This window comes from Mesorhizobium sp. M1328 (genome assembly GCF_040318075.1).
Taxonomy (GTDB): domain Bacteria; phylum Pseudomonadota; class Alphaproteobacteria; order Rhizobiales; family Rhizobiaceae; genus Mesorhizobium.
The window spans coordinates 238,663-259,923 of sequence record NZ_JAMYLO010000004.1; the positions used below are offsets into that span (position 1 = coordinate 238,663).

Annotated in this window: 29 protein-coding genes; 17 read left to right on the forward strand and 12 right to left on the reverse strand. The window is 63.8% G+C overall.

All coding sequences use genetic code 11. The annotated features are described in order from the left end of the window. Positions 1-103: 103 nt before the first annotated feature. Positions 104-694 (forward strand): DUF922 domain-containing Zn-dependent protease, encoded by a 591-nt coding sequence (locus tag NKH23_RS12525; protein WP_352977354.1) that lies wholly within the window; start codon positions 104-106, stop codon positions 692-694. Between the two features lie 217 nt (positions 695-911). On the opposite strand, the gene NKH23_RS12530 is transcribed toward NKH23_RS12525, so the two are convergent. Further along, entirely contained in the window at positions 912-1,655 is a 744-nt protein-coding gene (locus tag NKH23_RS12530; RefSeq protein WP_352977355.1) for an SDR family oxidoreductase, read from the reverse strand. Between the two features lie 339 nt (positions 1,656-1,994). Here NKH23_RS12530 and NKH23_RS12535 point away from each other — a divergent pair, with 339 nt between their 5' ends. The 7 genes from NKH23_RS12535 to NKH23_RS12565 all read left to right on the forward strand — a co-directional run bounded on the left by NKH23_RS12535 (position 1,995) and on the right by NKH23_RS12565 (position 7,461). Further along, positions 1,995-2,618: an NAD(P)H-dependent oxidoreductase gene (locus NKH23_RS12535; protein ID WP_352915610.1), complete on the forward strand. Its 624-nt coding sequence runs from the start codon at positions 1,995-1,997 to the stop codon at positions 2,616-2,618. Positions 2,619-2,963: 345 nt separating this feature from the next. Then, complete coding sequence (locus NKH23_RS12540) at positions 2,964-3,296, forward strand: ArsR/SmtB family transcription factor (RefSeq protein WP_352915613.1); 333 nt, start codon at positions 2,964-2,966, stop codon at positions 3,294-3,296. A 10-nt stretch (positions 3,297-3,306) separates the two neighbouring features. Beyond that, positions 3,307-3,993, forward strand: coding sequence for an aquaporin (locus NKH23_RS12545; protein ID WP_352915616.1), 687 nt, complete (start codon positions 3,307-3,309; stop codon positions 3,991-3,993). Next, positions 3,990-4,412, forward strand: a complete 423-nt coding sequence (gene arsC, locus NKH23_RS12550; protein ID WP_352915619.1) for an arsenate reductase (glutaredoxin) — start codon at positions 3,990-3,992, stop codon at positions 4,410-4,412. Before NKH23_RS12545 ends, arsC begins: the two co-directional genes overlap by 4 nt. Before the next feature lie 69 nt (positions 4,413-4,481). Then, positions 4,482-4,814: an ArsR/SmtB family transcription factor gene (locus tag NKH23_RS12555; protein ID WP_352721136.1), complete on the forward strand. Its 333-nt coding sequence runs from the start codon at positions 4,482-4,484 to the stop codon at positions 4,812-4,814. 50 nt (positions 4,815-4,864) lie between these two features. Then, positions 4,865-6,241, forward strand: coding sequence for an NAD(P)-binding domain-containing protein (locus NKH23_RS12560; RefSeq protein WP_352915623.1), 1,377 nt, complete (start codon positions 4,865-4,867; stop codon positions 6,239-6,241). Beyond that, the gene (locus tag NKH23_RS12565) at positions 6,238-7,461 is read left to right on the forward strand and encodes an MFS transporter (RefSeq protein ID WP_353034713.1); all 1,224 of its coding nucleotides are present in this window, start codon (positions 6,238-6,240) and stop codon (positions 7,459-7,461) included. The genes NKH23_RS12560 and NKH23_RS12565 overlap by 4 nt, the downstream gene beginning before the upstream one ends. A gap of 24 nt (positions 7,462-7,485) precedes the next feature. On the opposite strand, the gene NKH23_RS12570 is transcribed toward NKH23_RS12565, so the two are convergent. Beyond that, a complete protein-coding gene (locus NKH23_RS12570) occupies positions 7,486-7,710 on the reverse strand; it encodes a hypothetical protein (RefSeq protein ID WP_352915707.1) in 225 nt (74 codons plus the stop codon). A gap of 231 nt (positions 7,711-7,941) precedes the next feature. Next, entirely contained in the window at positions 7,942-8,307 is a 366-nt protein-coding gene (locus NKH23_RS12575; RefSeq protein WP_352915628.1) for a VOC family protein, read from the reverse strand. Between NKH23_RS12575 and NKH23_RS12580 the strand changes: the two genes are divergently transcribed. Together NKH23_RS12580 and NKH23_RS12585 are read left to right on the forward strand one after the other, a co-directional pair. Continuing rightward, the gene (locus tag NKH23_RS12580) at positions 8,306-8,764 is read left to right on the forward strand and encodes a hypothetical protein (protein ID WP_352721144.1); all 459 of its coding nucleotides are present in this window, start codon (positions 8,306-8,308) and stop codon (positions 8,762-8,764) included. The genes NKH23_RS12575 and NKH23_RS12580 overlap by 2 nt on opposite strands. Positions 8,765-8,808: 44 nt before the next feature. Beyond that, positions 8,809-9,684 carry a sigma-70 family RNA polymerase sigma factor gene (locus tag NKH23_RS12585; protein WP_353034715.1) on the forward strand — a complete coding sequence of 292 codons (876 nt, stop codon included), beginning with the start codon at positions 8,809-8,811 and terminating at the stop codon, positions 9,682-9,684. A 254-nt stretch (positions 9,685-9,938) separates the two neighbouring features. Here NKH23_RS12585 and NKH23_RS12590 read toward each other — a convergent pair whose 3' ends face one another. Further along, positions 9,939-11,096 carry a sulfite oxidase gene (locus NKH23_RS12590; RefSeq protein ID WP_353034717.1) on the reverse strand — a complete coding sequence of 386 codons (1,158 nt, stop codon included), beginning with the start codon at positions 11,094-11,096 and terminating at the stop codon, positions 9,939-9,941. A 250-nt stretch (positions 11,097-11,346) separates the two neighbouring features. Between NKH23_RS12590 and NKH23_RS12595 the strand changes: the two genes are divergently transcribed. Beyond that, positions 11,347-11,526 carry a hypothetical protein gene (locus NKH23_RS12595; RefSeq protein ID WP_352915636.1) on the forward strand — a complete coding sequence of 60 codons (180 nt, stop codon included), beginning with the start codon at positions 11,347-11,349 and terminating at the stop codon, positions 11,524-11,526. A gap of 85 nt (positions 11,527-11,611) precedes the next feature. On the opposite strand, the gene NKH23_RS12600 is transcribed toward NKH23_RS12595, so the two are convergent. Beyond that, a complete protein-coding gene (locus NKH23_RS12600) occupies positions 11,612-11,830 on the reverse strand; it encodes a hypothetical protein (RefSeq protein WP_352915639.1) in 219 nt (72 codons plus the stop codon). Positions 11,831-11,993: 163 nt separating this feature from the next. On the opposite strand from NKH23_RS12600, the gene NKH23_RS12605 reads away from it, so the two are divergent. Beyond that, a complete protein-coding gene (locus tag NKH23_RS12605) occupies positions 11,994-13,514 on the forward strand; it encodes an FAD-dependent oxidoreductase (protein ID WP_352915642.1) in 1,521 nt (506 codons plus the stop codon). Positions 13,515-13,539: 25 nt separating this feature from the next. Here the strand turns inward: NKH23_RS12605 and dinB are convergent, their stop codons facing one another. The 4 genes from dinB to NKH23_RS12625 all read right to left on the reverse strand — a co-directional run bounded on the left by dinB (position 13,540) and on the right by NKH23_RS12625 (position 16,459). Beyond that, positions 13,540-14,781 (reverse strand): DNA polymerase IV, encoded by a 1,242-nt coding sequence (gene dinB / locus NKH23_RS12610; protein WP_352915645.1) that lies wholly within the window; start codon positions 14,779-14,781, stop codon positions 13,540-13,542. 130 nt (positions 14,782-14,911) lie between these two features. Beyond that, positions 14,912-15,460 (reverse strand): riboflavin biosynthesis intermediates N-glycosidase, encoded by a 549-nt coding sequence (gene ybiA / locus NKH23_RS12615; protein WP_352915649.1) that lies wholly within the window; start codon positions 15,458-15,460, stop codon positions 14,912-14,914. Between the two features lie 100 nt (positions 15,461-15,560). Beyond that, positions 15,561-16,019: a GNAT family N-acetyltransferase gene (locus NKH23_RS12620; RefSeq protein WP_352915652.1), complete on the reverse strand. Its 459-nt coding sequence runs from the start codon at positions 16,017-16,019 to the stop codon at positions 15,561-15,563. Positions 16,020-16,090: 71 nt separating this feature from the next. Next, complete coding sequence (locus NKH23_RS12625) at positions 16,091-16,459, reverse strand: hypothetical protein (RefSeq protein ID WP_352915655.1); 369 nt, start codon at positions 16,457-16,459, stop codon at positions 16,091-16,093. Between the two features lie 183 nt (positions 16,460-16,642). Between NKH23_RS12625 and NKH23_RS12630 the strand changes: the two genes are divergently transcribed. Then, the gene (locus tag NKH23_RS12630; protein WP_292663304.1) at positions 16,643-16,939 is read left to right on the forward strand and encodes a hypothetical protein; all 297 of its coding nucleotides are present in this window, start codon (positions 16,643-16,645) and stop codon (positions 16,937-16,939) included. 286 nt (positions 16,940-17,225) lie between these two features. On the opposite strand, the gene NKH23_RS12635 is transcribed toward NKH23_RS12630, so the two are convergent. Further along, on the reverse strand, positions 17,226-17,921 hold the full coding sequence (locus NKH23_RS12635; RefSeq protein ID WP_352915658.1) for an XRE family transcriptional regulator: 696 nt from the start codon (positions 17,919-17,921) through the stop codon (positions 17,226-17,228). An 82-nt stretch (positions 17,922-18,003) separates the two neighbouring features. Here NKH23_RS12635 and NKH23_RS12640 point away from each other — a divergent pair, with 82 nt between their 5' ends. From NKH23_RS12640 to NKH23_RS12650, 3 genes are all read left to right on the forward strand, one after another. Then, positions 18,004-18,402 carry a hypothetical protein gene (locus NKH23_RS12640; RefSeq protein WP_353034720.1) on the forward strand — a complete coding sequence of 133 codons (399 nt, stop codon included), beginning with the start codon at positions 18,004-18,006 and terminating at the stop codon, positions 18,400-18,402. 119 nt (positions 18,403-18,521) lie between these two features. Further along, complete coding sequence (locus tag NKH23_RS12645; protein ID WP_353034722.1) at positions 18,522-19,106, forward strand: GcrA cell cycle regulator; 585 nt, start codon at positions 18,522-18,524, stop codon at positions 19,104-19,106. A gap of 65 nt (positions 19,107-19,171) precedes the next feature. After that, entirely contained in the window at positions 19,172-19,777 is a 606-nt protein-coding gene (locus NKH23_RS12650; protein ID WP_352721161.1) for a DUF6456 domain-containing protein, read from the forward strand. Positions 19,778-19,821: 44 nt separating this feature from the next. Here the strand turns inward: NKH23_RS12650 and NKH23_RS12655 are convergent, their stop codons facing one another. Continuing rightward, complete coding sequence (locus NKH23_RS12655; RefSeq protein WP_352979394.1) at positions 19,822-20,130, reverse strand: hypothetical protein; 309 nt, start codon at positions 20,128-20,130, stop codon at positions 19,822-19,824. A 261-nt stretch (positions 20,131-20,391) separates the two neighbouring features. Continuing rightward, entirely contained in the window at positions 20,392-20,709 is a 318-nt protein-coding gene (locus NKH23_RS12660) for a hypothetical protein (protein ID WP_352915668.1), read from the reverse strand. A gap of 230 nt (positions 20,710-20,939) precedes the next feature. Here NKH23_RS12660 and NKH23_RS12665 point away from each other — a divergent pair, with 230 nt between their 5' ends. After that, complete coding sequence (locus tag NKH23_RS12665) at positions 20,940-21,218, forward strand: DUF2285 domain-containing protein (protein WP_352915671.1); 279 nt, start codon at positions 20,940-20,942, stop codon at positions 21,216-21,218. The last annotated feature ends 43 nt before the right edge of the window (positions 21,219-21,261 follow it).

Here is a 21,261-nt window from a genome sequence, read left to right on the forward strand (position 1 = left end):
GGATTCTTGTATACGAGCATCCCACTATAGCCGGCCGCGGGCTATGTCCACGGAAGGGAACTGCATGTCGTTTGCGTCGTGCGCAGCGGCTGCGAGGACTTGCATGAAAACAGCCGTTCGCCTTTGCCTGCTGCTCGCCTTCCTGCCGACATCGCCGGCGCATGCCGGCTGGCAGGCGGTCGAGAAGGTCGAGACCTATGCCATCTCAGGGCAATCCGGTCCGGAGCTCTATGCCTCGATCGGCGGGCGTGGGCCGCTGCTCGGCGAGCGCCGCGTCATCGCGCATACCAATTTCAAGCTGACCTGGGTGAGGGACTACCAGCCGCAAGGCGACGCCTGCGTGCTGGTGTCGGCGCGGCCGAAGCTGATCATCACCTATACCTTGCCGAAGCCGGCCGCGCGGCTGCCGGGCGCGATCCAGAAGAACTGGGAGGTTTTCGCAGCCGGCCTCGCCGCCCACGAGAAGGTGCACGGCGCCAGCATCGTCGACATGGTGCACAAGATCGAGGCGGCCACCATCGGCCTGACCGTCGCCGATGACCGCGGCTGCAGCAAGATCAGGACCGAATTGACGAGACGGCTCGCCGGAATCTCTCAGGCACAGCGGCAGGCGAGCCTCGATTTCGACCGGGTCGAATTCGGCCCGGGCGGCAAGTTGCGGCAGCTTGTGTTCACGCTGATGACCGGGGGATAGTCGAAGCAGGGCAAGGTTGGCGGGACAGCACCCCCCTCTGTCCTGCCGGACATCTCCCCCTCAGGTGGGGAGATTGGATATCACCCCTGATTTCGCCAATCGCGAACGTTGCAAAAAGAGTGCTGCCGACGAAGCTGCCGATCTCCCCCCTTGAAGGGGAGATGTCCGGCAGGACAGAGGGGGGGTGGCGCAGCGCATCGACGTCTGCAGGCTGACCTCACGCCTGCTCCGTCGGATAGAGCGTCAGGATGTTGACGTTGACCCGTGGCGGCTGCGTTACCGCGTACAGGATGGCGGCGGCGATGTCCTCGCTTTCCAGCTGCTCCATATCGCCCAGCCTTTGCTCGACCGCCTGGCGCACATCGGCGCGCATATTCTGGGTGAACTCGGTCTTGACGGCGCCGGGCTCGATGCAGGTGACGCGGATGCCGTCCTTGCCGATCTCGCGGCGCAGCGATTCCGCCATCGCGCTCACGGCGTGCTTGGTGCCGGAATAAACCACCGAAGGGTGGATATAACGGCCGGTGCCGGACGAGACGACGACGATGTGGCCGGCGCCTTGCCGCTGCATCGACGGCAGTGCCGCATGGATCGGATAAAGCAGGCCGAGAATGTTGACGTCGACCATCCGGCGGTATTCTTCCGGCGTCGTGTTGCGGAACGGCGCGGCGACGCCGACGCCGGCAACCGCAAGCAGAATGTCGAGCCGGCCGTACTCCTGCTGGACCCGCTCGACCATGGCCGTGGCTTGCGTGTCGTCGGTGACGTCGACGGCAATCGGCAGCGCCGCGCTGCCGGTCTCACGGATCCGCCTCGCCAGATCGTCCAGGCGCTCGGCGCGCCGCGCGGCAATCGCCAGCGTGGCGCCCTCGGCCGCCAATGCCAAGGCGGTGGCCTCGCCGATGCCTGAGGAGGCACCCGTCACCAAGGCGATCTTGCCGCCCAGTTTTCCTGTCTGCATCTTTTTCTCCTGACGCTTTGGATACGCCACGAAGCTAGGGCGCAGACATTCTGGGAACAATGCTGGGAGTTCTTGGGCATGATACGCCGCAGCGCTGCATCCCGCAGAGTACCGCAAGGCATGCGGGACAGCGCCCTGCAGCAAGCCCATGTCTGCGCAATTTTCCTTGAGCGAACGAGCGGGGCTTGACGCGACTGGAGGTGTTGCGTCTTGATATGGGGGCTGCGGGGCTTCGCATGAAAACAGCTGATCGACTACGTCTGCGGGTGGCTTGTTTGCATGTGATGCCCTTGCATGCACCGCCGCGATCCTCTCGCGACCGACCGGTCTGAGCGCCAGATGAAGGTCCTCGTCGTCTATTGCCATCCCTGCACCGACAGCTTCAACGGCGCGGTGCGAGATACGGTGCTGGAGACGCTTGCCGAAAGCGGCCATCAGGTCCACCTGCTCGACCTCTATGCGACCGGCTTCGATCCGGTCATGCGCACGCAGGAATGGCGCGGTTACCACGACAAGGCGGCGAACCTGCAACCGGTGCACGAACACGCGCAGGAACTACTCTGGGCGGAGGCGGTCGTCTTCATCTATCCGACCTGGTGGTATGGCCTGCCGGCGATGCTGAAAGGCTGGCTGGAGCGCGTGCTGGTGCCGGGCTTCGCTTTCGAGATGCCGACCGCTCGACGCGGTCCGCGGCCCAAATTGCGGCAAATACGCCGGGTGTTGGCAATGACCACATGCGGCGCCACGCCGCTGATGTCGTGGATCATGGGACAACCGGGCCGGCGGACCCTGCTGCGCGGCTTCCGCTCCGTCTGCCATCCGCTGTGCCGAACCAAATTCCTGGCGCTCTACCGGATGGACAGCGTCTCGGCCGCCGGACGCCAGGCGCATTTGGAGCGGGTCAGGAAAGCGGTTGCCGGTCTTGGCCGCGCTGATGCGGTCGCCGCCGCGGTGCCTGGCTGATTTGGCCGGGCGAGCCGGCGAGGGGCAGCGGGCGCTCGCTTTGGACAGGCGATAGCTTCGCCGAAGTCGGCGCCGCCCCTCATCGCCCTGCCGGGCACTTCTCCCCGTATAGTGACGGGGAGAAGGGGCTGGCCGCAGCGTTGGCGTCGTTTCTGCACCGCTGATGTTTGGCGAAATCACCGATGACGAGGCCCCTCTCCCCGTCACTATACGGGGAGAGGATGCCGGCAGGCAGGTGAGGGGCAACGCAAACGCTTAAAGGGCGAATTCAAAACTGAAGCGATTGCCTTGGGTCGCTGGCAGAGGCGCGTTGACTCTATTCCCCATTTCTGGAATCCTGGAAATATGGATAAGACACTCGCCCTTTCGGCGCTTGCCGCGCTCGGCCAGGAAACCCGGCTGGACGTTTTTCGCCTTTTGGTGCGGGCCGGCGCCGAGGGCGTGGCTGCGGGCGAGATCGCCTCGCGGCTCGCCGCATTTCCGAACACCATATCCGCCCATCTCAAGATCCTGTCGCATGCCGGCCTGGTGCGGACCGAACGGGAGGGCCGCAGCGTGCGCTACTTTGCCGATATGACCGGCTTTCGCGATCTGCTGGCCTACCTCATGGAGGACTGCTGCAATGGCGCGCCGGAACTTTGCCAGCCTGTGATCCAGGCTGTGACCTGCAACTGCTAGAAGGTTCGTCTTGGTCAATCTGTCACGCCGCCTTGTTGCCGAGGCCCTCGGCACGGCTCTGTTGGTCGCCACCGTTGTCGGTTCCGGCATCATGGCTGACAGGCTGAGCAACGATGTCGCCGTCTCCCTGCTCGGCAACACCTTGCCGACCGGGGCGATCCTGGTCGTGCTCATCACCATATTCGGGCCGATCTCCGGAGCGCACTTCAACCCGGCGGTGACGCTGGTGTTCGCGCTTCGACGTGAGATCGAAACGAAGGCAGCGCTGGCTTACGTCGCCGCCCAGATTGCCGGCGGCATCGCTGGAACGTTGCTCGCGCATGCAATGTTCGAACTGCCGATCCTGCAAGTGTCGGCGACGGTGCGGACCGGAAGCGGGCAATGGATTGCGGAACTGGTTGCCGCCTTCTGGCTGGTCTTCACCATCCTCGCCGGCCTGCGTTCCCGCCCGGATTCGATCCCCTGGCTGGTCGGGCTTTATATCACCGCCGCCTACTGGTTCACCGCATCGACATCCTTCGCCAATCCGGCCGTGGCCATCGCCCGAGCGTTCTCCAATACTTTTGCCGGCATCCGCCCCGCCGATCTGCCGGGCTTCATCGCCGCCGAACTTTTGGGCGCGTTGCTCGCCATGGCATTGGCAGGGTGGCTGCTCGCCCAACCGAAACCAGCCGGACAGATGAAAGCTGCGCGATGACCATCACCATCTACCACAACCCCGATTGCGGCACCTCGCGCAACACGCTTGCCATCATCAGGCGGTCCGGCGAGGAGCCTGAGGTGATCGAATATCTGAAAAACCCGCCGTCGCGCGAAAAGCTCGTCGAGCTGATCGCAGCGATGGGCATGACGCCGCGCCAATTGCTGCGCGAAAAGGGCACGCCCTATGCCGAACTTGGCCTGGGCGACCCTAAGTGGAGCGACGACGAGATCCTCGATTTCATGCTGGCGCATCCGATCCTGATCAACCGGCCGATCGTGGTGACGCCGCTCGGCACCATGCTTGCCCGACCCTCCGAAGCCGTGCTCGATATCCTGCCCAATCCGGATATCGGCCCGTTCACCAAGGAGGACGGCGAGGTCGTCATCGACGCCAGCGGCAAGCGCGTCGCCTAGAGATCAGCTTATTTCGATCTTTGTCGAAATTCTCTTGACGTGCAGCGATTCTGGAAATAGCGTATTTCCATGAAACTCGAAAAAGCAGCCTCGCAACTTGAAGCCCTCGGCAGCCCGACGCGGTTGCAGCTCTATCGGACGCTGGTGCGGGCGGGCGATGAGGGGCTGCCGGTCGGGCGCATCCAGGACAGATTGGGCATCGCTGCCTCGACGCTGTCGCATCACCTCAAGCGGCTGGTCGACACCGGCCTGGTGTCACAGGAGCGCCAGGCGACCACGCTGATCTGCCGGGCCAACTATCCCGCCATGAACGGGCTCATCGGATACCTCGCAGACGAATGCTGCGCCGACGCCACCTGTGCGCCGGCATCGGCGGAAGCGACGGCCAAGACGCCGGCGTGATTTTTTTGGCAGTATAATTCGAAATTACCGGAAGGATGGAAGGTATGGAGATGATCGAAAAACTCCCCATCGCGGTGATCGGCGCCGGGCCGGTCGGCCTGGCGGCAGCGGTCCACCTCATCGCGCAGGGTATTCCTGTCAAAGTCTACGAAGCCGGCAATACGGTTGCATCCAACCTCAGGGATTGGGGCCATGTCCGGGTGTTCACGCCTTGGCGCTATTGCGTCGATCAGGCGGCTAGAAACCTGCTCGAGGCGCATGACTGGCGGATGCCGGAGCCCGAGGCATTCCCGACCGCGAACGACCTCGTCGCGGATTATCTCGAGCCGCTTGCAAAGCTTCCGCAATTGTCACCGTCGATCGAAACCGGCGCTCGGGTCGTCGGCATCTCGCGCTGGGGCGCCGACAAAGTGCTGAGCAAGGAACGCGAAAACCGGCCGTTCATGCTGGCAGTCGAGACTGCCGATGGTACAAGACGCGACAGCGCCCGTGCCGTCATCGATGCTTCGGGAACCTGGCAAATGCCGAACCCGCTCGGCGCCGGCGGAATTCCTGCAGAAGGCGAAGCCGAGTTTGCCGACCGCATCGCCTACGGCATACCCGATATTCTCGGCCGCGATCGCAGCCTTTATGCCGGCAAGACGACGCTGGTTGCCGGCTCCGGCCATTCGGCCGCCAATGCCTTGCTGGATCTCGCCAGCCTGGCGGACGTGGAGCCCGGCACGGCTTTCATGTGGACAACGCGTGGCACCGACCTGGTGCGCATCTATGGCGGCGGCGATGCAGACCAATTGCCGGCACGCGGCGAACTCGGCGCCGAAGTGCGCGAACTCGCCGAGAGCGGCGGCGTCAGGCTGGTGACGGGCTTTGCGGCTGTCTCGATCCGCGATGCCAACGGCCGGCTGGTCGTCGAAGGCCAGACCAAGGACGGCTTGCAGGCGCTTGGCCCGGTCGACAGCATCATCGCCGCGACCGGACAGCGCCCCGATCTGTCGCTGACCCGCGAGCTTCGGCTCGAGCTCGATCCGTGGCTGGAAAGCGTCAAGGCACTGGCGCCGTTGATCGATCCCAACGAGCACTCCTGCGGCGACGTGCCGCCGCACGGCCACCGCGAGCTCAGCCATCCCGAGCACGGGTTCTACACGGTCGGCATCAAGAGCTATGGCCGCGCACCGACCTTCCTGCTGCTGACCGGGTATGAGCAGGTGCGCTCGGTCGCCGCGGCGATCGCCGGCGACATGGTTGCGGCCGACAATGTCCAGCTCGTGCTGCCGGAGACTGGCGTCTGCACCGTGCCGCGGATCGGCATTGCCGACAAGGGATGCTGCGGCGGTCCGGCGCCGGTAGCGGTGGATGCCTGCTGTGTCGCCGACGTCGAGGCTAAGGCGGTCGGCAAAGGCGGCTGTGGCTGCGGCGTCGCGGCATGAGCCTTTCGCCGCCTTCGCCGGCCATTTTGCGCAGCCGCGGCGCGATCATCACCGCGCTTGGCCTGACGCAGATCATGGCGTGGGGGTCTTCCTACTATCTTCCAGCGGTCATTGCGCCGGCGGTCTCTTCCGATACCGGCTGGCCGCTGGCATGGGTTGTCGGCGGCCTGTCTCTTGGCTTGCTTGTGGCGGGATTGATCTCTCCGCGCGTCGGGTCGTCGATCGAGCGGCATGGCGGCCGCAACGTCCTGGCGTTCAGCGCTGGATGCATCGGAGTCGGCCAGGTTGGGCTGGCCGTTGCCCCCAACCTTGCGGCGTACATCGCTGCCTGGCTGATCATCGGCCTGGGCATGGGGGCGGGGCTCTACGATGCCGCTTTCGCAACGCTTGGCCGCCACTACGGCCATGGTGCGCGCTCCGCCATCACCACGCTGACGCTGTTCGGCGGTTTTGCCAGCACAATCTGCTGGCCGATCTCGGCCTTTCTGCTGGAGGAAGTCGGCTGGCGCGGTACCTGCCTGGTGTACGCGGCTGTTCAGTTGGTGATTGCCCTTCCGCTCTATCTGGTGATCCTGCCCCGCGAGGCGCCGAAACCGCCAGTCAAACCGGGATTGAACCAGGCGACGCCGGCTCTCGATGGCAATCCCGATCTGTCGATCATGATCGTTCTGGCCGCGACACTTACGCTTGCGGCGCTGATCTCCTCGACGCTGTCGGTGCATCTGCTCACCATCCTGCAAGGCAGCGGCATGGCGCTGGCCGCTGCCGTCGGGCTCGGCGCGCTGGTCGGCCCGTCCCAAGTGGCGGCGCGTGCGATCGAGATGACCATCGCGCGCTACCACCATCCGATCCTGACCAAGTTTGCCTCGGTTACCTTCGTCGCGATCGGCGTTTCGGCGCTCTGGGCCGGCATGCCAGTCATCCCGTTGGCGCTCGGCTTCTACGGCGCGGGCATCGGCCTCGAATCCATCGCGCGGGGAACGCTGCCGCTCGCGCTGTTCGGCTCGAACGGCTATGCGAAGCTGATGGGCCGCCTCGCCATGCCGAGCCTGATTGCCCAGGCAGCGGCACCCTCGGCCGGCGCATTGCTGCTGGAGCGCTTCGGCCCGCACGGGACGTTGGCCGCGCTTTCCGGTCTGGCGCTGGCCAACGTCATCCTCGCATGCGGCTTGGGCTGGCGGATGCTCCGCCGCCAGCAATCGCAGGTTCAAACCCGATAGGATTTCGACCTGCGGTCAGTGCTTTCAACTGGAGAGCGGGAGATCGTCCAAGGGATCGACAAGGAAGGACGCGGCAATCAGATCGTCCGCGTCGAGGCGCAGTGAGCCTTCGGCGCCGCCCATGATGGCGGCAACCTTTTGAAACGTCTTGATCTCGTGCTCGGTAATCTGGGCACTTTGCATTCTGGATTTGAGGTCAGCAACGCGCAGCCCCAAACTGTGGGACATTCCGATTTTTCGGTTCGACATGGTAAGATGCTCCTCCCCGGCCCATGTTTGTTTCGCCACCCACCCTTATTCGCATTTCCTCCGCCTGCCTAAATATGAGGCATCGCGAATACAGCGCCCGAACGCCCGATGCAAGGGAAGGTTCCGGCGCGCAGAGGTCACGAAATAATAACACGAAGGAAGCAGGGCCAATGGTCCGGCCGGAGGTAGGACTTAGGTACGACGCCCCGCCGGACAGAGGGCTCCGGTGGCTTATCGGCTGGCGAGGACCATGCGGTTGCCTTCGCTGTCGCGAAACTCCGCCACCGTGCGTCCCGGCTGCCAAGACGCCTCATGCGGTTCGGTGATGATCTCGACGCCGCCCGCCTTCAACGCCGCGATCATTGCTCCGACATTTTCGTCGACCAGCACCAATACGGGCTCCGCGCCGGGGGCGTCGTCGGCGCGGCTGATGAAATGCAGGTTCGTCACGGCATGCGGAAATGCCAGCTCGATCCAGCGCCAGCCGCCATCACCCATCTTCTGGTCGGCCAGCACCTGACAGGCGAGATGCCTGGTGTAGAACGCCTTGGCTCGATCCTGGTCGAATACCGGAAGCTCGGCAAACTGGATATGCATGATTCGTCTCTCCTGCTTGATGGCTGCCGCGCAGCCGCCCACGCGGGAAAGACGATGCGGGCAACCGAAAAGATTCTTCGGCAAGGAGAATCTTTTCAGCGCAGCCGGTCGTCCTTCGTTCATACCAACCAATCAGGAGACGACAATGGACTACGCGCTCATTCGATACGGTGTGAACCAAGCCGACCTGGAAGATAATCGCGCGCTGGTCGAAAAAGTGTTCGAAGCGCTGGGCGAGGCTGCACCGCCGACGGTGCGCTATCTCGTGCTCGAGCTGGACGACGGCTCGTTCGTCCACATCGTCGGCCAGGACGGCGATTCGTCGGCGCTGACCGGGCTTGCCGCCTTCAAGGCATTTGCGGAAAACCACGCCGAACGCCGTTCGACCCCGGCAATGCGATCGCCTGTCAAAGTCGTCGGCAATTACCGTATGCTGGCGGATCACAAGGCGGGATAGCGCCTGCCATGCCGCTCGCGCAGAAACGGGATGCTACGCCGAAAATGAACAGGGCGATTTTGGAGGCGATGCTCGTCGGGTTGCGGCCAAGGCTGCATCGCTACTGCGCGCGCATGGCCGGCTCGGTGATCGACGGCGAGGACATCGTCCAGGAGGTGCTGATCAAGGCGCTGCAGGCGATCGACGGGGGCGCCATGGTCGAACGGCCGGAGCAATGGCTGTTTCGTATCGCCCACAATGCCGCGCAGGATCACCTGCGGCGGCGCAATCGGGAAAGGTCGCGCATGACCGAGGCCGACATGAGCGTGATCGAGGATCCTTCCGGCAGCGCCGACAGCCGGCTCGCCGCCCAGACCGGCCTGCGCTCCTTCATGCAGCTTTCGGTGCCGCAGCGCAGCGCCGTGATCCTGGTCGACGTGCTCGGCCTCAGCCTGCACGAGACCTGCGAAGTGACCGGCGCGACGCTCGCCGCCACCAAGGCGGCACTGCATCGCGGGCGGGCGCAGCTCAAGCTGCTGGCGCTGCAGCCCGAGCAGGCGCTCGCCCCGAGGCTCGACGCCGACGACGAGCGCCGGCTGCGGCGCTATGTCGACCTGTTCAACGCGCGCGACTTCGACGCGGTCAGGGCACTGATCGCCGAGGACGTCCGGCTCGATGTCGTCAACCGCGTCCGCCTGCGCGGCAAGGCCCAGGCGTCGACCTATTTCGGCAATTACGACCGTATCAGCGACTGGACATTGTCGCTCGGCTTCGTCGACGGCAGGCCGGCGATCCTCATCCGCGAGCCGCAAGCGGCCGACGGCGCCGTGCGCGGCTTCATGCTGGTCGAATGGGCGGGCGAGGAGGTCATCCAGATCCGCGACTTCCGCTATGCGCCCTGGTGCCTGGTCGACGCGGAGATCAGGGCCGTCGAGAGGTGAAGGGCTCCGCTTCCGATTTCGGGGAGCGGTATCGTCGCGAAGAGGATCTACGGCCTACACCCGTCATGCTCGATATAGAGCGGTGCGAGCTTTCGGATCAGGCAGCCTCCTCCTGGGTGACCCAAACGCAATTGCCATATGGCAGCAAGTTCTTAGAGCGGATCCGGTTCTCTTGGAACCGGCAACCCGCTCTAACTATCTGTTTTGCCGCATTTATGCGGACGCCAAATGATTCCATTTGGCTGCAAAATGCTCTAGCCGATACGCACGCGGCGCGTCACCTGGCCATTGCTTTCCCAGTATGTGTGTTTCTTGGCAATCAAGGGATCGTCCATCGCCGGTTGAATTTGTCCCGTGGTGCTGACCGCGCGCGAGGTCACCGTGTGTTCTCCAGGAGAGGGATTTGCCCAAGCCAGGGACCAGATTTTCCAGGCGTGTTCTGCCTCCTCACTGTGGTCAATGGTCGCTGGTGCCCAAGGCCCCTGATCGATTTGCACTTCGACCCGGTCGATCGGCGCCCCCCAGGCTGCCCCAACGACGCGGTAATCTGAGTCTTTCCGGGTAACCTTCGCAGGCGCGGACTTTATCAGCGCTCGCCCGACTGAAGTCTCGGCCCATACGGTCTCGCCGTTGTGGTCCTCCTCCCGGATGGTGACATAGTCACGGGCCATCAGAAGGCTCATGAACCGCGTATCGCGAACCTCGATGCGTTTTAGCCACTTGACGTTGGCGATCCCGTACCAGCCTGGAGCAATGAGCCGTACCGGGAAGCCATTGGCCGCCGGCAAGGCGGCTCCATTCATTTCATAGCAGAGGAGATTGTCGGGGGTCATCGCGTCGGCGAGCGACAAGCTACGAGCGAAGTTCTGCTTCATCTTTACGTCGCGTATCGGGATCTCGCCTGTGTCGGTACCGAAAAAGACGACCTCGATGCCCTTCTCCAGAACACCGGCTTCCTCGAGGATCGGGGCGAGCGGCGTACCTGCCCAACGGGCATTGCCGATGCCGCCGGTGAAAAAGGGAAATCCGTGGTTGCCCGAGCATTCCACTGTGAAAACGACCTCCTGCCGCGGTCGCGCCTTGATGTCGGCGAGCGTTAACTCCAAGGGCTTCTTGACCAGGCCTCCGATCTCCATCGACCATGTCTTCTCGTCGATCGTTGGTCGGTTGAAATGCGAGATGCTGAAGAACTTGTCGTTTGGCGTTATCCAGCTGTCCAAATCCTCCCAGACAAGCTGCTTCTGGATACCCACCGGATCGGGATTTTTGGTCGGCTGATCCAGCCACGGAATAACTTCCTCGCTCGGCCGTGTTGGAAAAGCGTAAGCCCGACGCGAGGTATAGAGAGCAGCAATTGCGGCAAGAGCCGCGCTTCCTTGAACAAGAAGTTCTCTGCGCTGAAAATCAGGCATGTTGTTTACCTCCCAGTTGATCCGGAACAGGCTGCAACGTGCCTTAGGCCGTAGCCTGATCACGGATAGGCGACACAATGTGAGGTCTGCCCATCCGGAAGTATCCGCATAGGTCAGACAATCACCGACGCAAGTCAGGCATGTGAAGCGTTGGACGAAACTCTGGCTCGCGTTTCGCATGCCAAGAGTGCGCCTTTGAGAAGGAAGTGTCCACAACTTGGACGGGACATGATGATGATTGCAGCATTCCATGCCGATTTCCGGTCCTGCCAAATCGTTGCTGCTCGGATCGCTGCCGAACGCCCGCTTCTGGGTCATTTCGGGACCTTCGCGGGTGCTGGTCGAAAAGGTGTTTCCTGTCGGCCAGTGGGTTGGCCGGGCGGCCGGCATCGCCCTGATCGCCTGGGGCAGCGCAACGCTTTTGGTCTGACGACCAGGGCCGCCTCGAATGTCGCGTTTGCAGGAAACGATCCCTCCTGACGCAAAGTGTATCGCACTGCCCCGGCCAGGCCGGCTCACAACTCCTTTTCGGCCAGTTCGCGAAAGGCGTCGGGAACCGACCGCCGTAGTCCGAGCGCGACCGAGGCGTAGCCGACCGCCTCCCAGCCGAAGCGGTCGCGGATCTTGTCGACGGCGCGATCTGCGGTCCAGCGCGCCGCGCCATTCCTGGTGCCGGGGCCGCGGCGGTCGTCGTCGAGCCCGAGCGGCAATTCCAGATGCAGGCCCGGCTGCATTTCCAGGTGGTGGAGGGCTGAGGGGCCGGAAACATATCCGAGCTCCGCTCTGGGTTTTCCCCTCGGCCGTCCCGGACGACACTGAGCACCATGGCGTCAAAGGTCCCGAGGAACTTTGAACCCTCGCGTCCGTTTACCGGCTATCGCGTCTGGAAGTTCCGCCATGAATGTCAGCGATGAAAGGACTGTATCGCTTTGGGCGGCAACCGAAGTCGCGCCTGAGGCGGTTCCGCTCGAGCGGAGTGAACAGGTCGATGTCGTGGTCGTCGGATCTGGCATTGCCGGACTGTCGGTCGCCTACGAACTGGCCATCGCCGGGCAAAAGGTGGCGGTGCTCGATCGCGGCCGGATCGGAAGCGGCATGACGGCCCGCACCACCGCGCATCTGTCATCGATCTGCGACGACTACTTTTCGGAACTGATCAAATTGCGCGGCGAGGAACTGGCGCGAATTTACTACCGAAGCCAGTCGGCCGCTATCGACCGTATCCAATCGATCCAGGAGGTGGAGGGCATCACATGTGATTTCCGCCGCCTCGACGGCTTCCTGTTTCCGGCGTCAGGCAGAAAGGAATCCGTCATCGAGCGGGAACTGGACGCCGCCCGGAAAATCGGTGTCGACGTCGAGAAAACCGCAGGCGTGCCGTTTGCAGGCTTTTCGGATGCGCCCGTCCTTCGCTACGCCAATCAGGCGACATTTCACCCGCTCAAATATCTCCGCGGGCTCGCTGCTGGCATTCGCGCGCGCGGCGGCGCGCTTTATGCGGAGACCATCGTCGACAAGGTCGAGGAGACCGACGGCGGCGTCCGCGTAAGCACGGTCTCGGGCTTTACCGTGTCTGCCAGATCGGCCGTTGTCGCCACCAATTCGCCGATCAACGATCGGGTCGCGCTCCACACCAAGCAAGCGCCATATCGGACCTACGCGATGTCGTTCGAGATCGCGCGCAACGTTTTGCCGGATGCACTCTATTGGGACACGCTGGATCCCTATCACTACGTTCGCCTGCAGCCTGGTGAAGGCAAAACCGACTTTCTGATCGTCGGTGGTGAGGACCACAAGACAGGGCAGGCCGACGATGCCGACGACCGCTTCGCGGCCTTGGCGGACTGGATCAAAGGGTTGGTGCCCGATATCGGCACCGAGGCCAATCGATGGTCCGGGCAGGTAATGGAGACCGTCGACTATGCCGGCTTCATCGGCCGCAATCCCGGCGACCGGCGTGTCTTCGTGGCTACCGGCGATTCCGGTCAGGGCATCACCCATGGAGTTGTTGCCGGCCAACTGATTTCCGACCTGATCCTGAAGGGGGAAAGCCCTTGGCGGGAACTTTACGAACCCTCCCGCAAGACGGCACGCGCGATTGGCGACTATCTGGCGGAGAATGCGACAACGATCAGGAGTTTTGCCGAGTATGTCGCTCCTGGCGAAATCGATTCCGCCGATAAGCTGCGGCCGGGAGAGGGCGCCATCGTCCGCGAGGGACTTACCAAAGTGGCGGCTTTCCGCGATGAGGACGGCACGCTCCACAAGCGCTCGGCCTCATGCACCCATGCCGGCTGCCATGTCCATTGGAACTCGTTGGAACGCTGCTGGGACTGTCCCTGCCACGGCTCGCATTTTGCCGTCGACGGCACGGCCTTGAACGGGCCGGCCGTATCGCCCCTGGCTCCTGTCGGATAGTCTTCTTTCGCCCCGGCCGCACAACTCACAGCTCCTTCTCGGCCAGCTCCCGAAACGCGTCGGGAACCGACCGCCGTAGTCCGAGCGCGACCGAGGCGTAGCCGACTGCCTCCCAGCCGAAGCGGTCCCGGATCTTGTCGACGGCGCGATCTGCGGTCCAGCGCGCCGCGCCCTTCCTGGTGCCGGGGCGGCGGCGGTCGTCGTCGAGCCCGAGCGGCAGTTCCAGTTGCAGGCCGGCATGCTGCTCCAGATGCGATACGGCGATCGCCAGCAGCGAGATGGTCTTTTCATGCGGATGATCGATAAGCACCTTGCGCACCAGCGCCTCGGCGATCTCGGCCAGCATGGCGGTTGCCGATATCGGCTGGTCGAGCGTGATCGAGCGCGTCACCGATCGCAAATCGGCAAAGCGGACGCGAACCGTGACGGTGCGGCCGGGCCGGGATTTCGCCCGCAACCTCGTGGCGACCCTGTCGGCCAGATGCAGCAAAGCGGGTACGAAGACGTCCTCGTCGGCCGGTTTTCGGCCAAGCGCCGATTGCGCGCCGGCCGATCGCGCGCGGCGCTGCGTCTCGAGCTTGCGCGGATCGCGGTTCCACGCCAGCGCGTTGAGTTTTTCTCCGGCCGCCGGCCCGAGCAGGCGCTCCAGCGCGCCACTGTTGGTCTTGGCCAGCTCGCCGATGGTGTTGACGCCGATGCCGGCCAGCCGCTCCCTGGTGACCGGGCCGACGCCCCACATCAGCTCGACCGGCAGGTGGTGCAGGAACTCCAGCTCGTGGCGCGGATCGACCACCACCAGCCCGTCGGGCTTTGCGACCTGTGAGGCGATCTTGGCCAGATGCTTGGTGCGGGCTACGCCGACCGAGATCGGCAAGCCGAGCTCGGCCCGCACGCGGCGGCGGATCTTGCTGGCGATCTCGGCCGGCGAGCCGAACAGATGGGTGCAGCCGGCGACGTCGGCAAAGGCCTCGTCAATGGAAATCCGCTCGACCACCGGCGTGAAATCGCCGAGCACCTTGATGGCCGCATCGCCCAGCCGCTGATAGTCCTTGAAATGGCCGCCGACGAAAATGAGTTGCGGGCAGAGTTCCCGCGCTCGCCGTCCCGGCATGCCGCCGCGCACGCCGAACGCCTTGGCTTCATAGGATGCGGCAAGCACTACCCCGCCGCCGACGGCAATCGGCTTGCCGCGCAAGGCCGGGTCGAGCAATTGTTCGACCGAGGCATAGAAGGCATCCAGATCCGCGTGGAGGATGTTGGCTTCCATCCGGCCCGTTCGCCCGCGGCGGTTCGAACGCCGCATTGTCTCGAGTTGTGATGAGAACATAAAGAGAACATCGCCGGCGGATTGTCAAGCAGCGCGGAGGCTGCCGCAGATGACGAGAGGGCGGCAATGTTCAGCCGCGCAGCCGATCGCGGGCCTGCATCAGCGCGAATCCCAACAGGTTCTCGCCGCGCCACAGCAGCGGGTTCACCGCCCTCTCGTCATCCGCCGCAAGGCCGATGCCCCACACCCGGTCGACGGGGCTCGCCTCGACCAGCACCCGGTCATGCGTCGACAGCAGATATTCGCGCAGCGCCGCGTTCTGGCGGAACTTCTGAAAGCTCCCTTCGGTGACGATGCGATATTTGTCGGCATCCCATTTGGTGCCATCGAAGCCGCTCACCTGGCGGCCAAGTTGCTTTGCCTGCTTGGGGCTCGCCGCCTCGAGGATTTGTGTTGCCGTCTGAGCATCACCGAACAGGCGTGCCTTCTCGGCCATCATCCAGTGTTCGGCAGTCGGATAGCTCAGACCATCGACGGTAAAGGGCGCATGCCACCACTGGCTGAAGCACGACGTGGTTATGCGGCCGTCCTTGGACGGCTGATGGCCCCAGAAGAACAGGAACTTCTGCCGGGGCTTTGCGCGAAAGGTTTTTTCAAGCCAGGTTCGGTCGTAAATCATCGAGCGGATGGAGCAGGGCGAAAGGTCGGCTTGTCAATGCTCCATCCAGAGTGGGGTAGCGAAGATGAGCGGTCGGCGCTGAATTCGATGAAATGCTGATCTACAGCGCCATCTTGTAGCCGAGATGACTGGCGGTGAAACCGAGGCGCTCGTAAAAAGCGTGCGCCTCCCGTCGACCTTTGTCCGTGGTGAGCTGGACGAAGCTGCAATTGCGCGAACGGCACGTTTCAATCGCCCATTCGATCATCAGCTTGCCGACCCCGCGGGACCGCCTTTGCCGGGCGATGCGAACGCCTTCGATCTGGCCGCGCCAGGTGCCTTTCCTCGAAATGCCTGGAAGGAAGCTGAGCTGCAGCGTTCCGACCACTTGCCCGGCGTCGACGGCGACGGCCAGCAACTGGTTGGGATCGGCATCGATTGCGCTGAAAGCATCGAGATAGCATGGCGCAAGCGGCGTGGACGGGTCTTCCCGGTCTGCGCCGAGCACATCGTCGGCAAGCATTGCAACGATCGCCGGCAGGTCAGGCGCCTGGGCACGACGGAATTCGATCTCGCTCATCGCGCGGAGACATACGGCGCAGTGTTGGCGATCGCAATATCCGTTTTGACTTGCAAGGGAGGCGCGCGTCTTCAGGCGGCCTCGAGCGCCCAGAGACGATGGCCGTAGCGGCGGAAGAAGCGGGCGAAGAGGCGTTGTTGCCTGGCGCGGGCGAGGTCGGCGGCGCGCCTTTCCTGCCGCCAGCGCGGCATGTTGCGGAACATCGACAGGAAGCGGGCGGCGTCATCGAGTGCTTCCTCGGCTGACTGTGCCGGGCGGATCGCCGCCAGGAACAGAGCGCGGCTCGGCTTCATCTGATCAATCGCCGCCTTGCGCTGGCGATGACCCTGGCGTGCCTTGCGGATGCCGTGCTGGCGGATGGCCGCGAAAGCGGCAAGCATAGCCGGGCTGTCGCCGCTATAGCCGCAGGCATGGGCGAACTGGGCTGGGTCCATCGTCATTCCCTTGCTGCCGGCCGGCTGCGGTTCTGTTGCTCGCGCCGATTCCAGTCCGCACCAGGTATAAGCATAACTCAAATAATCGAACAAGCGAAACTTTCATGTTGGTGTAAGCGGAACCGACTCGACTCCGCTTGGAAAACCGATAATGATGCGAACAAAGCAGGAACAACGATGGGGATGGCCATGGCATTGGCAGGCAAGGAAGCGACGATCGCCGATGTTGTCTCGATTGCCGTCGAGTGCATCGACTGCGGACGCAACAGGTGGTGGAAGCCGGCCGAGCTCAAGCGGCATGGGGTGATGCCGGAGACACCGCTGGCCGCACTTTCGGGGCGCCTGATCTGCAAGGCCTGCCGGGCCGACGGCCTGCCGGGCGCCGCGGTCTCGATCCAGGCCGCCTTCATCGACGACCGGCAACGGACCCGCGCCGAGGCGCGCCTGCTCAACGGTCGAGAGCTGGAGCAGTCGAGGCGGGCTTGAGGGGAGGGCGCCGGTCCCTCCTCAGGGCGGGCTATCGCATATGGGGTCCCCCTCATCCGGCCGCGGAGCCTGGCCTCGGGCTTGCCGGAGGCAAGACCCGCGGGCGGCCACCTTCTCCCCGCTGGGAGAAGAGCCTGGCATCAACGCTGGCGACCTCCTCTCCCCTCGGGGAGAGGTCGGATTGCCCGAATTGCCCTTCGCAATTCGGTTGGCATTCCGGGTGAGGGGGGCGCTTGCCTACTTGCGATTGCCCTGCTTTTCTCGGGAGAAGGCAACAAGCGCCTCCTCAATACCCCAGCAATTCCTTGAGCGGGATGACGCGGAAGACGTTCTTGATGGCGTAGCGGTTGAAGGTCAGCGTCTTCGGCGGGTTGTACTGTTCGACGATCAACTCGGCAGCGGTGCGCTTGACCAGCTTCTTGATGAAGGCCTTGCCGTTTTGCTCGTTCTCCTCGGGCAGCGTCTCGATCACCACATGGTCGCCGGGCAGCGCTTCGCGGCCGCCGCAATAGATCATCTCGCCGGGCTCGTAGCGCGGCACCATCGAATCGCTCAGCACGTGCAGCGCAAACACATTGCGCAGATGCCGGATCCCCGGCGGCCGCTGGACATAGCCGGCCGGCTGGCCATTGAAGGTGAAGTCGCCATCGTCGCCGCCGACGGCGGTGCCGAGAAGCTGGATGTCCATCGGCCCGGCGGGCAGGGGGCCGGGATCGGTGACGATCTCGGCATCGGCGACCGGTCCGGCATCTTCGAGGAAAACGACCTCGCCCTTGCCGAGCGCCACCGGGTCGACGCGCAGGAAAGCGGCGGTCTTCAAAAGGTTCTCGGTCTTGGGCAGGTTGCGCCCGGTCTCCCAGTTGCCGACGGCAGCGACGTCGGTGTCGTTGTGCTCGGCAATGTGGCGCATCACCAGGCCGCGCTGCTTGCGCGCCCGGCGGATCGCCGCTCCGACCTTGATCGACAGTGCAGTTTTCGCCATGGCTCCATCTGAGGCATAAGATTCGGTTTCGTCTATGCAAGAATCGCTTGCATTATGATTTGAGTTATGCTCTTATATGGGCATGCACAAGTCGCTTCACCAGCTTTCGGTCCTTGAATCCGCCGTTCAGCGCGCCGGCAGCGCTGGCCTGGAGGCGGTACCGCAAACGATCGCCAAGGCCATGCATGTGCCAACCCTTTCCCCTTCGTCGCGGCTGTCCTCCTCCCCGGCCGGGACGATGCCCGAGGCTCGCGCCTCGGATCCGGCAGCGCAAGCGGCCGGAACGGCCGGAGCCGTTCCCCTCACGGCTCCGGCCACGAATTCCCTGCCGGCCGGCAATGCGGATGCCACGGTTTCCTGCATCCGCACCGAAGACGGCACGGTCATCGCCTTCGACAAGCGGACGGGCAAGGCAGTGTCCGGCGCAACAAGGCAGGCGGCCGAGATGAAGCTCGATCGCAGCAGACAACGCGAAGGCTGACCGGCTTTCGGGCCTGAGGCCGGCGAAGCCGGCGCCGCACACAACCATCTTTGCAGGGAAAAAACATCATGGCCGCCCGCTATTCCGCCTCGGAACTGGAACAAATCGAGAACTAGCTGATGAGCGGACTGTCGGCCGCGAAGATCGCCACCAGGCTCGGTGCGCAGCGTGGTAGCCCGCTCTCACGCGCGGCCATCATCGGCATCGTCCACCGCACCGCCCGTTTGCGCACCATCGGCCTTGCCAGATCCAAGGGCCGGTGTGGCGGACGGTCGGGCGGACGGCTCGGAAATTCGGCGCCTGAGCCATCAAATGCCGCAGGTCAAGCGGAGGCGGCTCCGAAGGCCGAGCCACGCTGCCGCCCCGCCAGGCTGTCGGCCAGGCTGGCGCCGCCGGCCTGGCAGCCGGGTCCGGCTCGGATCACCGGGACCGATGGCGCGCCGCTTGAAATGCCGGCGCCGCGCCCGATCGCTGCCGGCGGCCGCCAGCCGCATTTCGCCGCCATGCGCTTCATCGATTGCCTGTTCGAGCGCTGCCGCGCGCCGCTCGACACGACGCTGCAGGAGGATGCGGAAAACGACGCCCCCGGCAGCCGGCCCGGTTTGGACATGCTGTGCTGCGGACTGCGCACCAAGCCATCGAAAAGCTACTGCGCCTATCACGCGGCGCGCTTCCTGCGCACGCTGCCGGCCGAAGCAATTTGAGCCCGCTTCCATGAGGCTGGAAGTTCGCCAGAGCCCGACGACCAAAACCCAGGAGGACTGATCCGATGAGCAACAAAACCGCCCAAAAGGCCAAAGCCAGGCCACCGAGATTGCCGAAAGGCGAGGCCGAGCAGGTGCGCATCCGCAAGGAGATCGGTCATGATTTCGCGCTGAAGGACGACCAGTTCGGCCGCAAGCGGCTGGCCAAGGGGACGCAGGAGGGCGCGCGCCTCTACGAGGTTTCCAATGATGGCCACACAGCGACCGGCGGCATCGTGCGGGTGCGCAACGTCGACCCGCTGAGCGGCCTCACCTCGTTGTCGCGCCAGCAGCGCGAGGCAGGCATGCGCTACCGCCAGGATTTTCGCGACTCGTCCGAGGCAAGCGCCAAGCCGATGGCCTGGGCCGAGCGCGTCGACGGCGGCCGCACCGGCAGCGGCGTCGCCGAACACATTCTGTCCGCTGGCCGCGACCATGCCGAGGCCACCAGGGCGCTTGCCCATTGGGAGATCGCCGGCGTCGTGCAAAAGGTCTGCTGTGCCGACGCAACGGTGAAAAGCCTGGCCGACCAAGCCGGCGAGCCGCGCGACGTGGTGGTGAAACTGCTCAAGATCGGGCTCGACATATTGGCCGTGCATTACGGCATGATGCTGATGCGCAAGCCGAGGTGAGAAGCCCCGCCGATCCGGCCGGCACTACCGGCCGGATCGATCCGTCAACGACGGCAGACACGGATTCTTTCGATGATCCGGTGGTGATGACGCCAGTGCCTGATGACTTCGGTGTGGCAGCGCCGGTGGTACCGGTACCGGTAGCGCGGCCTGTAGTCCTCGTCGTAGACATCATAGCGGTAACGGGGGACGTACTCATCGTCGTAATCGGAATACCGATGGTGGCGATAATAATAGTCGTCGTCATAGCCGTTGCCGATGCCGATCGTGACGCTGCCGCCAGCATTCGCCGGGCCAATCACGGAAGCCGCCGAGGCGATGGCGATCACCGAGGCAAGCAGGAGCTTCTTCATAGCTACCTCCTTCTTTAACGTCCCTCTAATAGAAAAACCCTTGAGGGGCAGCCTCGTTCCATAGATTGGCAAGATGCCACGAAGCGAGAGCCCAAATTAGCGCCAGCGGGGGCGAAAACGCCTCTTGCTGTACGCCAGGGTGGGGCCGCCGACGCAACGTGGCTGGCTGCTTTCCAAGCCTCGAGCGGATTGTGGTCCGCGCCCTATGTATCCCGTCAAACAGCGACAATCGGGCGGTGCCAGTCCCGTCACCTTGCCGACCTACAGAATATGGCCCAGTTCCAGCAAAATGAAAGCGGTCGCACCCAGCACAGCGAGGGCGTAGGCCGCATAAAGAACAAGCAGCATCACCTCAAAGTCCCGGACGAAGCTTGCGGCAATCCTGGTCTCCTTAGGCTCCGCTTTCTCGATGCGGTCGGTTTCCAGCTGCTCCGTTGCCACGACGAGGCAGACAATCCTGTCGTTTTCGGCCGCCTGTAATATCCGTTCAGTCAAATCGACTGCAATCACTGGGTCATCGGCCAACTGATCCCGCGATAGCCGGCCTTCAGTGACGGTCTGGATTTCACGCTTTCTCACGCACGCACAATTGCGTCGACTAAATTAGGTTCCACTGAAATACATAGTAAAATACATAGATTGCGTCCACCCGATCGCGATGGGTGAGGCGTGAGACCAGCTGGGCGGGGAACCCCCGCCCGAGGCCCGCATTTGTCGACTGTCGAGCCGAATCTCAATCCGCATCCTCCGATCAAAGGGCGCGGGCTTCTTCATAGGCTGCTACGATGCGCCAGTGCTGGTAGGTCGCAATGCAAAAGCCGCCAAACCTTCATATCGCGAACGCAGCGCCGACGTCTTCGGTGCTGACCGGTTATGACGAAGATCGCATGCTTACTTATGTCCGGCTGCTCGACGCTTCGGCGGAAGGGACCGATTGGCGCGAGGTCGCCCGCATCGTTCTGCACATTGATCCGGAGCAGGAGCCGGAGAGGGCTTTCCGGGCGTGGGCGACACATCTGGCGCGTGCACGATGGATGACCAGGAAGCGGAACGAGCTGCGCCAATTGCATATTGAGTGGTGGGGATGAGCACCGTTTAAGCGGAACTGCCGTCTCGGTCTGGCCGTTGAGG